This is a genomic window from Burkholderia sp. GW821-FHT14F03 (genome assembly GCF_058803765.1).
Window position 1 is genome coordinate 1 of record NZ_JBXAPG010000064.1, and the last position, 12,180, is coordinate 12,180.

A 12,180-nucleotide genomic window follows, 5' to 3' on the forward strand; every position below is an offset into this window, starting at 1 on the left:
CGGCGCGGGCTCGCGGGCCCGCCGGCGGCGCGTCGCGGGGCGGGCGCAGGCGGGCCCGGAACGGCGCGTCCGGGCGTTCGCGCACGCGGGGCAACGTCGGCATGACTGCACGGAATCGCTTGCGCGCGCGACGGAACCGGTAAGATGTGCAGATCAGAATTCGCGCGCCCGATCCCATGACCTCCACCGTTCCGCAGTTGCCGCTCCTGCCGCCCCTCCTCGCGTTCCTGCGCCGCGCGCTCGAGGCGGGCAACGCCGGCCGGGCCGGGACGCGCGCGCTGTGGCTCGATGCGGCCGCGCACCTGCACCGCCTCGACGACGCCGCGATCCGCCAGCTGACCGGGGTGCTGCTGCGCGAAGGCCACGGCGCCGACGCGCTCGCGCTCGCGGAGCTGCAATGGCGGCTGCATCCGGATTCGGCGGATGCCGGCTTCAACTACGGCTACACGCTGCAGCTCGCCGGGCGCCATGCCGATGCGGTCGCGCCGTACCGGGCGGTGCTCGCGCATACGCCCGACTGGCCGTCGCTGCGCAACAACCTGGCGATCGCGATCCGCTTGTCGGGCGGCGACCCGGCCGACGAGAACGCGCTGCTGGAAGAGGCGGTGCGGGTCGAGCCGCGCGACGTCGACGCGTGGATCAACCTGGTCACCGTGCGGATCGCCCGTTTCGACCTCGAGGGCGCGTTGAGTGCGGCCGACACCGCCCTCGCGCTCGCGCCGGACAATCCGCTCGCGCTGAACAACGCGGCGAGCGCCTGCAAGGAGGCGCAGCGCTGGGACGATGCCGAGCGCTTCACGCGCCTCGCGTGCGAGCGCGCGCCCGACGATCCGACCTATCGCTTCAATCTGGCGATCCTGCATCTGGTGCGCGGCGATTACGCGACGGGCTGGGCGGAGCACGAAGCGCGCTGGGCGGGCTCGGGCGAGCTGCGCGGCAAGCTGCCCACGTTGCCCGCGCCGCGCTGGCGCGGCGAGCCGCTGGCGGGCAAGACGCTGCTGCTGTGGGGCGAGCAGGGGATGGGCGACCTGCTGCAGTTCTGTCGCTACGTGCCGGTGTTGGCCGAGCGTGTGCATCGCGAGGGCGGCCGGCTGCTGTGGAACACCTTCCCGCCGCTCGCCGCGCTGCTTGAGCGCACGCTCGGCGAGCACGTCGACGGATTCAGCGCGGGCGGCGGCGTCAAGGCGCTGCCTGCCTGCGACTACGAAGTGCCGTTGATGAGCGTGCCCTGGCTGCTCGGGCTCGGCGATGCGGCGCTCGGCGAGACCGTGCCGTACCTGCGCGCCGATCAGGAGGCGCGCGACGCGTGGCGCGCGCGGCTCGACGCCGGCGACGAGGCGGCCGCGCCGGGCGTGCGGCGGTTCCGGGTCGGTCTGGCCTGGACGGGCAGCCTGACCCATCAGCGCAATCCGTTGCGGCGGGTCGGGCTCGAGCGCTACGCGGCCGCGTTCGGCGGGCTGGAGGGCGTGGCGTTCCATTCGCTGCAGCCGGGCGCGGATCAGGACGTCGCGGCCGCGCGGGCGGCCGGCTTCCCCGTGATCGATCACACCGACGCGCTGCGCAGCTTCGACGATACGGCGGCGCTGATCGCGTCGCTCGATCTGGTCGTGACGGTCTGCACCTCGGTCGCGCATCTGGCCGGCGCGCTCGGCCGGCCGACCTGGGTGCTGCTCGACGTGAATCCGCATTGGCCGTGGCGGCTCGAGCGGCGCGACAGCCCGTCGTATCCGAGCGTGACGCTGTATCGGCAGTCGGCCTTCACGCAGTGGGAGCCGGTGCTCGAGGCGGTCGCGCGCGACCTGCGCGCGCTGGTGTCCGGCGCGGACTGGGCCGCCTGAAGGCGCGGGCGCGCCTGCGCGTCAGCCGCGGCGGCGCAGGCGCGGGCCGAACGCGAAGCCGAAGGCGAGCAGCACCAGCGACAGCGCGAGCACGGCGGTATTGCCGCTCGTCACGTAGGGCGTGCTGCCCGTCGTGCCTTCGACGCGCACGTCGAGCACGCCGATCGTGAACGGGCGCAGCTTGCCGATCACGCGGCCGCGCGCGTCGATGGCGGCCGTCATGCCGGTGTTGGTCGCGCGCAGCATGGGCCGGCCGGTTTCGAGCGAGCGCATCCGCGCGATCTGCAGGTGCTGGTCGAGCGCGATGGTGTCGCCGAACCACGCGAGGTTGGTCACGTTGACGAGCACGCCCGGCGGTTGCGGGTTGTCGCGGATCGTCGCGGCGATTTCCTCGCCGAAGATGTCCTCGTAGCAGATGTCCGCCATCACCGGCTGGTTGTGCACGAGGAACGGCCGCTGCACCGGCGCGCCGCGCGCGAAGTCGCCGAGCGGCATCTTCATCAGGTCGACGAACCAGCGGAATCCCCACGGGATGAACTCGCCGAACGGCACCAGGTGATGCTTGTCGTAGTGGTAGATGTCCTTCGAGTTCGGCGTGACGCCGTACAGGCTGTTGGTGTAGTCGATGATCCGGCCGTCGTCGGTCACCGTTGCGCCCACCGCGCCGAACAGCACCGCCGAGCCGGTCGTGTCGCTGAACTTGCGTATCGCGCGCGCGAACGGCTCGGGCAGCTCCTGGATCAGCACGGCGATCGCGGTCTCCGGCGTGACGATCAGGTCGGCCGGCTTGTCGGTGATCATCTTCTGGTACATCGCGATCGCGGCGACGATGCCGGCTTCCTCGAACTTGACGTCCTGCTTCACGTTGCCTTGCAGCAGCCGGACGCTGAGCGGCGCGTTCGCGGGCACGGTCCACGGCACTTGGGCGAGCGCGAGGCCGCCCGCGACGAGCGCGAGCGCGAGCGCCGCCGGCGCGGCCGCGCCGGCCGACGCGCGGCCGGGCGTGCGCCAGCGCACGAGGGCCTGCACGACGAGCGCCGCGAACAGCGCGAGCACCCAGCCGATGCCGTACACCCCGACCAGCGCCGCGTAGCCGGCGAACGGCCCGTCGACCTGCGGATAGCCGCTCGCGAGCCACGGGAAGCCGGTAAACAGGGTGCCGCGCAGCCACTCGCCGAGCGCCCAGGCGCTCGCGAAGGCGAACGCGCCGTGCCAGGTCGGCGAGAACGGCCGGGCCTCGGCGCGGCCGTTGCCGGGACGGCCCGCGCACCATGACCACAGCAGCGCCGAGAGCGCCGGATAAGCCGACAGGTACAGGCAGAACAGCACGAGCGCGCCGCCCGCCAGCGGCGCGGCCATCTCGCCGTACACGTGCATGCTGATGTACAGCCACCAGATGCCGCTGAGGAAGTTGCCGAAGCCGAACGCGGCGCCCGTGAGCGCGGCGCGCGCGCGGCTCGTGGTGCGCACGAGCTGCGCGTAGAACCACGCGAACACCAGCAGTTGCAGCCAGCCCCCGTGCGGCGTCGGCGCGAAGGTCAGCGTGTTGGCCGCGCCCGCCAGCAGTGCGGCCGGGTAGTGCCAGCCCGGCAGCGCACGGCCGGATGCGGAAAAAGCGGCGCCGCGCCGCGGGCGGGACGGGATCGGATCGGCCATGCGAGAGCGTCGGATGCGAGGGAGGGGACGAAGCGGCCCGGCGTTCAGTCGTCGCCGGCGGATGCGCTGCGGCGGCCGGCAAGCGGATCGCGGCGCACCAGCAGCACGTGGACCTGACGCGCGTCGCCGCGCTGGATTTCGAAGATCAGGTTGTCGAGGCGCAGCTTCTCGCCCCGATGCGGCACGCGGCCGAAGTGATGCGTGATGAGGCCGCCGATCGTGTCGACTTCGTCGTCGGGGAAATCGGTGCCGAACGTCTCGTTGAACTGCTCGATCTCGGTCAGCGCGCGCACGCGGTAGCGGCCGTCCGGCGCCGAGATGATGTTGCCGCTTTCCTCGTCGAAGTCGTATTCGTCCTCGATGTCGCCGACGATCTGTTCGAGCACGTCCTCGATCGTGATGAGGCCCGCCACGCCGCCGTACTCGTCGACGACGATCGCGAGGTGGTTGCGGTTCACGCGGAAGTCGTGCAGCAGCACGTTCAGGCGCTTCGATTCCGGGATGAACACGGCCGGGCGCAGCATTCCGCGCACATCGAACTCTTCTTCGGCGTAGAAGCGCAGCAGGTCCTTCGCGAGCAGCACGCCGATCACGTTGTCGCGGTTGTCTTCGTAGACGGGGTAGCGCGAATGGGCCTTTTCCAGCACGAAGGGGATGAAATCCTCGGGCTTGTCGGCGATGTTGAGCGCGTCCATCTGGGCGCGGGGCACCATGATGTCGCGCGCGCACAGGTCGGAGACCTGGAACACGCCTTCGATCATCGACAGCGAATCGGCGTCGATCAGGTTGCGTTCGTGCGCGTCCTGCAGGATTTCGAGCAGCTCGGCCCGGGAGTCGGGCTCGGGCGAGATGAAGTCGGTCAGGCGCTCGAGCAGCGAGCGCTTTTCATGCGGTTTGTCGGTGAATTTTCGACTGGGATAGGAATCGTTCATGGTGGTGCGCCTGGTTTCGGTTGGGGCGCGCTGTCACGGAATGATCAAGGATACACCAAGGTCGTGGCGTCGCTGTGTCGGCCTCGCCGTAACGGCCTCGCGGTACGGCCGGGCCGCTCAGCGGCAGCGCGCGAGCAGCGCCTCGAGCGCGCGGTCGGGGATGCCGCTGTCGCGCAGCGCGGCGACGGTGCGGCTCACGTAGTCGAGGGTCGTACCGTAGCGGCCCTGCGCGCAGTCGAACACCGCCTTGACGATCGCGTCGTCGAGCTTGCCGGTGTAGGTCGGCGCTTCGCGGCGCATCACGAACGCGAGCGCGGGCACGCGCGCGCCGTTCGCGAGCTGGCAGGGCAGCCAGGCCGGGCGGTACGAGCCCATCGGCATCTCGCGTTTCCACAGCGCTTCGAGGTGCGGCAGCGCGGTCGGTCCGGCGAGCCGGAACGCGATGCCGCTGCACGAGCCGCCGCGGTCCAGCGCGAGCACGAGGCCCGGCTGTGCGGGCGTGCCGCGGTTCACGCGCGACCACAGGTACAGGCCGCGGTGGTAGCCGTGCACGCGCGCGCGCAGCGCCTCGGCCACCGGCAGCCCCGGGTTCCAGATCAGCGAGCCATAGCCGAACAGCCACAGGTCGCGCTGGCCGTCCCAGCCGCCGAGCGTCGCGGCGAGCGATGCGCTCAGCTCGGCCTCCGACAGGAGCCGGCCTTCGCCGAGCGCGGCGGGCGGGTACGCTGAAGCAGCGGGCGCGTTCACGGCGGCGCGGGCTTACTGGTAAGGATTCGGAAAGCCGAGCTTCGCGAGGATGTCGATTTCGAGCGCTTCCATCTCGGCGGCATCCGCCTCGCCCGTCTCGTGGTCATAGCCCTGCGCGTGCAGCGCGCCGTGCACGAGCAGGTGCGCGTAGTGCGCCTCGAGCGGCTTGCCCTGCGCCTTGGCTTCCTTTTCGACGACCGGGCAGCACAGCACCAGGTCGCCGACCACCGCGCCCGTCGGCGAATCGCCGTAGGCGAAGGTCAGCACGTTGGTCGCGTAGTCCTTGTGCCGGTACTCGCCGTTGAGCGAGCGGCCTTCCTTCGTGCCGACGAAACGCACCGTCAGCTCGGCCGCGTCGAGGATCGCCGGGGCGAGCCATTCGGCGATCAGCTTGCGCTTGGGCAGGGTCTTGCGCACGGCGGCCGTGATCTCGTCGCCGTACTGCACCGACAGCGCGAGCGCCGGCTCGGCCGCGCCCGCGTAGTCCTCGTCGGCCACCGGCGCGGGTTCCGCGCCGACATGCACGGTCACGCTGTCGTAGTGCTCGGGACGCAGCCCGAGCGTGGCGCGCTGCGCCGGGTCGGCATGCTGCGCGACGATCGCGACCGCGGCGTCGCCGGAGCTGCCGGACAGATCGAACATCAGGCTGCGGCCGTCGGCGAAGTCGATGCGCAGCGCCTGCGCGGCGACGGTCTTGACTTTGCCCTTCGCGTCGAACAGCGACAGGCGGGGGAGGTCGGCGGCGGCGGCCGCGCGTCGGGGGGAAGCTTGGCGTGACGATTTCATGGAGCGGGCGTCGAAGTGAACGGGCCGAGCATACACCAAATGGCCGGGCGGCCCGGCGGCGCCCGGCCCGGGACGGATCAGTCGTCCTGATGCTGCGCGTGGAAGCCGTCGTAGGCTTCCACGATGCGCGCGACGAGCGGATGGCGCACCACGTCCGCGCTCGTGAAGCGCGTGAGCGCGATGCCGCGCACGCCGTTGAGCACCTGCTGCGCCTCGACGAGGCCGCTCTTGTGGCCGCGCGGCAGGTCGACCTGGCTCGTGTCGCCCGTCACCACGGCCTTCGAGCCGAAGCCGATCCGCGTGAGGAACATCTTCATCTGCTCGGGCGTGGTGTTCTGCGCCTCGTCGAGGATGATGAACGCATGGTTCAGCGTGCGGCCGCGCATGTAGGCGAGCGGCGCGATCTCGATCATCTGGCGCTCGAACATCTTCGCGGTCTTGTCGAAGCCGAGCAGGTCGTACAGCGCGTCGTACAGCGGGCGCAGGTACGGGTCGACCTTCTGCGCGAGATCGCCGGGCAGGAAGCCGAGCCGCTCGCCCGCCTCGACCGCGGGCCGGGTCAGCACGATGCGCTTGACCTGGTCGCGCTCGAGCGCGTCCACCGCGCAGGCGACCGCGAGATAGGTCTTGCCGGTGCCGGCCGGCCCGATCCCGAAGGTCACGTCGTGCGACAGGATCTGCTTCAGATACTCGCGCTGCGCGGGCGTGCGGCCGCGCAGGTCGGCGCGGCGCGTGTAGAGCTTGGGGCCCGCCTCTTCGCCGGTTTCGTCGTCGAGCCGCACCGCGGGCTCGTCGAACGGATGATCCGGATCGCCGCGAAAGCGCACGTCGAGCTCGTCGCCGTTCGGGCGCGCGGCCCGGCCGGTGTGGCGGGCCTCGACGAGCGCGAGCTGGATGTCGTCGAGCGACAGCGGATCGCGCGCGCGGTTGTAGAAGTTCTCGAGTGCGGTCAGCGCGAGCCTCGCGCCGCGGCCGCGGATCGCGATCCGGTGGCCGCGCCGCTGCAGCGTCACGTCGAGCGCCTGCTCGATTTGCCGCAGATTCTCGTCGAGCGGACCGCAGAGGTTGGCAAGGCGCGCGTTGTCGTCGCGCGGCGCGGTGAATTCCAGTGCTTGGGCGGGCTTCAAAGTGGCGTCAGGCTCCTGCGGGGGGCTTCAGTGCGTGGCCGCGCTGGCGTCGTCGTGCGCGAGCACGAGTTCGCCGCGCAGCGAGTGCGGGTACGCGTGGTTGATCTTCACGTCGATCATCTGGCCGATCAGGCGCGGGTGCGACGCGACGGGCGCCGGGAAATTCACCACCCGGTTGTTCTCGGTGCGGCCTGCCAGTTCGTTCGGATCCTTGCGCGAGGGCCCTTCGACGAGAATGCGCTCGACCCGGCCGACCATCGACCGGCTGATCCGCGCGACGTTTTCCTCGATGGTCGCCTGCAGGTGCTGCAGGCGGCGCAGCTTGACTTCGCGCGGGGTGTCGTCGTGCAGGTTCGCGGCCGGCGTGCCGGGGCGCGGGCTGTAGATGAACGAGAAGCTGGTGTCGTAGCCCATCTCCTCGACGAGCGCCATCATCTTCGCGAAGTCGTCCTCGGTCTCGCCGGGGAAGCCGACGATCAGGTCGGTCGCGAGCGACAGGTCCGGGCGGATCGCGCGCAGCTTGCGGACCACCGACTTGTATTCGAGCACCGTGTAGCCGCGCTTCATCGCCATCAGGATGCGGTCGGAGCCGTGCTGCACCGGCAGGTGCAGGTGGTTCACGAGCTTCGGCACCTTCGCGTAGACGTCGAGCAGGCGCTGCGTGAATTCCTTCGGATGCGAGGTCGTGTAGCGGATCCGCTCGATGCCGGGCAGGTCCGCGACATATTCGATCAGCGTCGCGAAATCGGCGATCTCCTGCGCGCCCTGCGTGAGCGCGCCGCGATAGGCATTCACGTTCTGGCCGAGCAGCGTGACTTCGCGCACGCCCTGTTCGGCCAGGCCGGCGATCTCGGTGAGCACGTCGTCGAGCGGGCGCGACACTTCCTCGCCGCGCGTGTACGGCACCACGCAATAGCTGCAGTACTTGCTGCACCCTTCCATGATCGACACGAACGCGCTCGGGCCATCGACGCGCGCGGGCGGCAGGTGGTCGAACTTCTCGATCTCGGGGAACGTGATGTCGACCTGCGCGCGGCCGCTCGCGCGGCGCGCGTCGATCATCGACGGCAGCCGGTGCAGCGTCTGCGGGCCGAACACGAGGTCGACGTACGGCGCGCGCGCGACGATCGACGCGCCTTCCTGGCTCGCGACGCAGCCGCCGACGCCGATCAGCAGGTCGGGGCGCGCCTCCTTCAGCTCGCGCACGCGGCCGAGGTCGGAGAACACCTTTTCCTGCGCCTTCTCGCGCACCGAGCAGGTGTTGAACAGGATGATGTCCGCGTCTTCGGGGGTGTCCGTCTTGACGAGGCCTTCAGCGGCGTTGAGCACGTCGACCATCTTGTCCGAGTCGTACTCGTTCATCTGGCAGCCGAAGGTTTTTACGTAAACTTTCTTGGTCATGGGGGTTCGCCGTTCGCAGTGGTTGACCTGGGGGCGTCGTTCAAAAGCCGATCGGGGACGGATCGCAACGCGCTGAAGTGCGCCGCCGCCGCGCGCCTTGGGCGCGGCGGCACGCATGCGCGAGCAAATGCCGTCGGGAAAGCTTTCCATTATAGCTTTTCGGGCCCGCCCGGCGGATATCCGCCGCGTGACAGGCGGCGCGCGGTTGCGGCGGCGCGACGCCGGACGCGCAGGGGATGAGACCCTTTCGGGGCGGTCGGCGCCGGATCAGCGGCACGCGGTCAGCAGGTCGTCGAGCGCGGCCTCCTCGGCCGCGAAGCGCTCGATCAGGAAATCGAGCAGCGCGCGCACGCGCGGCGCCATGTAGCGCTTGCCGGGGTAGATCGCGTGCAGCGGCGCGTCGTGGTGCCGCCAGTCCGGCAGCAGGACCTTCAGGCGGCCGGCGCGGACGTCGTCCGCGACGTCCCAGATCGACTGGAGCGCGATCCCGTGGCCGCGGATCGTCCACGCGCGCATCAGGTCGCCGTCGTTGGTCTCGTAGGCGGACGCGAGCGGGGCGATGTAGGTCTGGGTCACGCCGGCGCGGCTGAAGCGCCAGGTGTTGAGCGGGCCCGACGCGATCGTGACCACGTTGCAGCGGAACCGCGCCAGATCGTGCGGATCGCGCGGCGCGCCGTGTTCGGCGAGATAGCCGGGCGCGGCGCACAGCACGCGGCGGTCGGCGGCCAGCCGCCGGGCGACCAGCGCGCCGTCGGGCGGCGCGGCGAAGCGGATCGCGAGATCGATGTCGTCCTGCCACAGGTTCGACGACGAATCGGTCGCGGTGAGCGCGAACCTCACGTCCGGATGGCGCGCGCTGAACGCGTCGAGCCAGTCGAGCAGCTGGTGGCGGCCGAAGTCGGAGGTGGCCGACAGCCGCAGCTTGCCGCTGACCGCGCCGCGGCCGCTGTGCAGCAGCGCGTCGGCGTCGTCGAGCGCCTGCAGCGCCTGGCGGCAGCCGTTCAGGTAGAGCCGGCCTTCCTCGGTCAGGCGCAGGCGGCGGGTCGAGCGCTCGAACAGCCGGGTCGACACGGCGGCCTCCAGCTTCGCGAGCCGCGCGCTGGCGGCGGCGGGCGTCAGGTTCAGCTTGCGCCCGGCGGCGGACAGGCTGCCCAGCTCGGCGGCCTCGACAAACAGGCGGATATCGCCGAGCCGGTCCATGTGATTCTTCCAGGATTTTTGAAAATGATTCAAATGCTACGCCAATTATCAAAAATGAGCGTATTCGAGACAATGCGCGCTCGATTGCATCTTTGATGCGGCGCGGCAACGGTTCCGCGCCGCCTTGCCGGACCCGGAGCCTTCCATGCCTATTCCCTTGCTGGCGCTCGCGATCAGCGCGTTCGCCATCGGCACCACCGAATTCATCATCATGGGCCTGCTGCCCGACGTCGCGCGCGACCTGTCGGTCACGCTGCCGTCCGCGGGCCTGCTCGTCAGCGGCTACGCGCTCGGCGTCGCGGTCGGCGCGCCGCTGCTCGCGGTGCTGACGAGCCGCATGCCGCGCAAGGCCGCGCTGCAGCTGCTGATGGCCATCTTCATCGTCGGCAACGTGCTGTGCGCGATCGCGTCGGACTACGCGATGCTGATGGTCGCGCGGGTCGTCACCTCGTTCGCGCACGGTTCGTTCTTCGGCATCGGCGCGGTGGTCGCATCGTCGCTGGTGCCGGCCGACAAGCGCGCGAGCGCGATCGCGCTGATGTTCACGGGCCTCACGCTGTCGAACGTGCTCGGCGTGCCGTTCGGCACCTTCATCGGCCAGCTGCTCGGCTGGCGCGCGTCGTTCTGGATCGTCGCGGGCCTCGGCGTGGCCGCGCTCGCGGGCGTCGCGGCGCTGGTGCCGAACCGGCACGACGCGGGGCCGGTCGGCCTCGGCCGCGAAGTGCGCGTGCTCAGGGATCCGCAGGTATGGCTCGCACTCCTGATGACCGTGCTCGGCTTCGGCGGCGTGTTCGTCGTGTTCACCTATATCGCGCCGATCCTCGAGGACGTGAGCGGCTTCTCGCCGCGCGCGGTGTCGCTGATCCTGGTGCTGTTCGGCGCGGGCCTGACGATCGGCAACACGCTCGGCGGCAAGCTCGCCGACCGCGCGCTGATGCCGGCCCTGATGGCGATCCTGGTCGCGCTGATGGCGGTGATGGCCGTGTTCGCGAAGACGAGCCACCTGCCGGTCGCGTCCGCGATCACGGTGTTCGTGTGGGGCATCGCGGCGTTCGCGACGGTGCCGCCGCTGCAGGCGCGCGTGGTCGAGAAGGCCGCGCATGCGCCGCATCTCGCCTCGACGCTCAACATCGGCGCGTTCAACGTCGGCAATGCGGGCGGCGCATGGCTGGGCGGCCTCGCGCTCACGCACGGCTTCGCGCTCGACGCGCTGCCGTGGGTCGCGGTGCTCGTCACCGGCGCGGCGCTCGCGGTCACGTTCGGCGCGTCGCGGCTCGACGCGCGCGGCGCGGCCGGCGCGGGCGCCGCGTCGGCGACGCGATAACCGGCCGGCATGCGCCGGGTTGCGGCGCATTCCTCCGCGATGCTGATAACAGTGTGAAGATAACTTCGTTTGCCCGCGCGGACCCGGGTGCTAGTCTTGCCCCACCTAATTCACTGGGTTGCGACGCAGCCCCGGAGGCCAAGCCATGCATTCATCCCTGGCGCTCGTGCGCGATGTATCCGCCGCAGATGCCGCGGTCGCGGCGTTCGCGCCGCAGGAGCCGTTCGATGCGCTCGAACGGGTGGTCGGCGTGAATCTCGCGCGGCTGCGCGCCGAGCGGCAACTGTCGCTCGACGCGCTCGCGCGCTTGTCCGGCGTGTCGCGGGCGATGCTCGCGCAGATCGAATCGGCGCGCAGCGTGCCGTCGATCAAGGTGCTGTGCAAGATCGCGGCGGCGCTCAAGGTGTCGGTCGCGGCATTCCTGCGCCGCCATGCGGTCAACGGTTTCGAGCATCTGCCGGCGGAACGCGCGGCGCACGTGGTCAGCTCGAACGGCCGCTTCTCGACGCGCGCGCTGTATCCGGAAGGCGAACCGTCGGCGACCGAGTTCCACGCGCTGCGCGTCGCGCCGCTGCATACCGAGACCGGCGTGCGCCGCGCGCCGGGCACGAGCATCAATCTCGTCGTCAGCGAGGGCACGTTGGAAATCAGCGTGCATGACCGCCGCCAGCTGCTTGCCACGGGCGACGCGATCGTGTTCGACGCGGACCAGCCGTACACGCTGCGCAATCCCGGCGACACCGAGGCGCGCGCGTTCCGCGTGACGGTCAACGCCGAGGTGCCGCCGCGCTGGCATGTGCCGCAATGACGGCGCCGGTTTAGACGGGGCCGTCGGTCGGGTTTTGAGGGTTTCCGCTGCGACTTTCGCGCAGCTGTTGTATGCTTGGCCCGCCGGTCGATCCGGTGTTTTTCAATCAGTGCGTCTTCAGGGCGGGGTGCAATTCCCCACCGGCGGTAGGCTGGCGAGAAGCCGGCGAGCCCGCGAGCGCCCGTGCCCTGCACGGGGTCAGCAGATCTGGTCCGATGCCAGAGCCGACGGTCATAGTCCGGATGAAAGAAGATGTGCAGATAGTCACGTGCGTCGAGACGCGTCCGCTGCATGCGCCAAGCATGAGGCGGCGCAGCGTCGTTCTGTCTGTTTGCAATGCCCTGGAACGTTTTTCGCCCAA

The 12,180-nt window shown here is 70.4% G+C and carries 10 protein-coding genes and 1 riboswitch; of the genes, 3 read left to right on the forward strand and 7 right to left on the reverse strand.

What is annotated here, in order from left to right; translation table 11 throughout:
- Positions 1-176: 176 nt before the first annotated feature.
- A complete protein-coding gene (locus AC1RQF_RS29930) occupies positions 177-1,838 on the forward strand; it encodes a tetratricopeptide repeat-containing glycosyltransferase family protein (RefSeq protein WP_273999048.1) in 1,662 nt (553 codons plus the stop codon).
- Positions 1,839-1,859: 21 nt separating this feature from the next.
- On the opposite strand, the gene lnt is transcribed toward AC1RQF_RS29930, so the two are convergent.
- The 7 genes from lnt to AC1RQF_RS29965 all read right to left on the reverse strand — a co-directional run bounded on the left by lnt (position 1,860) and on the right by AC1RQF_RS29965 (position 9,687).
- Positions 1,860-3,494, reverse strand: coding sequence for an apolipoprotein N-acyltransferase (gene lnt, locus AC1RQF_RS29935; protein WP_273999047.1), 1,635 nt, complete (start codon positions 3,492-3,494; stop codon positions 1,860-1,862).
- A gap of 44 nt (positions 3,495-3,538) precedes the next feature.
- Entirely contained in the window at positions 3,539-4,426 is an 888-nt protein-coding gene (locus AC1RQF_RS29940; RefSeq protein ID WP_273999046.1) for a CorC family transporter, read from the reverse strand.
- A gap of 117 nt (positions 4,427-4,543) precedes the next feature.
- Positions 4,544-5,173 (reverse strand): gamma-glutamylcyclotransferase, encoded by a 630-nt coding sequence (locus AC1RQF_RS29945; protein ID WP_273999045.1) that lies wholly within the window; start codon positions 5,171-5,173, stop codon positions 4,544-4,546.
- Between the two features lie 12 nt (positions 5,174-5,185).
- Complete coding sequence (gene ybeY / locus AC1RQF_RS29950; protein ID WP_273999044.1) at positions 5,186-5,959, reverse strand: rRNA maturation RNase YbeY; 774 nt, start codon at positions 5,957-5,959, stop codon at positions 5,186-5,188.
- Positions 5,960-6,036: 77 nt separating this feature from the next.
- Positions 6,037-7,086 (reverse strand): PhoH family protein, encoded by a 1,050-nt coding sequence (locus tag AC1RQF_RS29955; protein ID WP_492873695.1) that lies wholly within the window; start codon positions 7,084-7,086, stop codon positions 6,037-6,039.
- A 27-nt stretch (positions 7,087-7,113) separates the two neighbouring features.
- Entirely contained in the window at positions 7,114-8,487 is a 1,374-nt protein-coding gene (gene miaB / locus AC1RQF_RS29960) for a tRNA (N6-isopentenyl adenosine(37)-C2)-methylthiotransferase MiaB (protein WP_273999040.1), read from the reverse strand.
- Between the two features lie 267 nt (positions 8,488-8,754).
- Positions 8,755-9,687 (reverse strand): LysR family transcriptional regulator, encoded by a 933-nt coding sequence (locus AC1RQF_RS29965; RefSeq protein ID WP_273999039.1) that lies wholly within the window; start codon positions 9,685-9,687, stop codon positions 8,755-8,757.
- Positions 9,688-9,832: 145 nt separating this feature from the next.
- Here AC1RQF_RS29965 and AC1RQF_RS29970 point away from each other — a divergent pair, with 145 nt between their 5' ends.
- Complete coding sequence (locus AC1RQF_RS29970) at positions 9,833-11,011, forward strand: MFS transporter (protein ID WP_273999038.1); 1,179 nt, start codon at positions 9,833-9,835, stop codon at positions 11,009-11,011.
- 145 nt (positions 11,012-11,156) lie between these two features.
- Positions 11,157-11,819 carry a helix-turn-helix domain-containing protein gene (locus tag AC1RQF_RS29975; protein WP_273999036.1) on the forward strand — a complete coding sequence of 221 codons (663 nt, stop codon included), beginning with the start codon at positions 11,157-11,159 and terminating at the stop codon, positions 11,817-11,819.
- 109 nt (positions 11,820-11,928) lie between these two features.
- Positions 11,929-12,077, forward strand: a riboswitch (FMN riboswitch).
- Positions 12,078-12,180 lie beyond the last annotated feature (103 nt).

Bases quoted from the DNA above. Each gene is read 5' to 3' on its own strand.
- AC1RQF_RS29940 (WP_273999046.1), bottom strand. From the start codon at position 4,426: ATGAACGATTCCTATCCCAGTCGAAAATTCACCGACAAACCGCATGAA.
- miaB (WP_273999040.1), bottom strand. From the start codon at position 8,487: ATGACCAAGAAAGTTTACGTAAAAACCTTCGGCTGCCAGATGAACGAG.
- lnt (WP_273999047.1), bottom strand. From the start codon at position 3,494: ATGGCCGATCCGATCCCGTCCCGCCCGCGGCGCGGCGCCGCTTTTTCC.
- AC1RQF_RS29970 (WP_273999038.1), top strand. From the start codon at position 9,833: ATGCCTATTCCCTTGCTGGCGCTCGCGATCAGCGCGTTCGCCATCGGC.
- AC1RQF_RS29975 (WP_273999036.1), top strand. From the start codon at position 11,157: ATGCATTCATCCCTGGCGCTCGTGCGCGATGTATCCGCCGCAGATGCC.
- AC1RQF_RS29965 (WP_273999039.1), bottom strand. From the start codon at position 9,687: ATGGACCGGCTCGGCGATATCCGCCTGTTTGTCGAGGCCGCCGAGCTG.
- AC1RQF_RS29930 (WP_273999048.1), top strand. From the start codon at position 177: ATGACCTCCACCGTTCCGCAGTTGCCGCTCCTGCCGCCCCTCCTCGCG.
- ybeY (WP_273999044.1), bottom strand. From the start codon at position 5,959: ATGAAATCGTCACGCCAAGCTTCCCCCCGACGCGCGGCCGCCGCCGCC.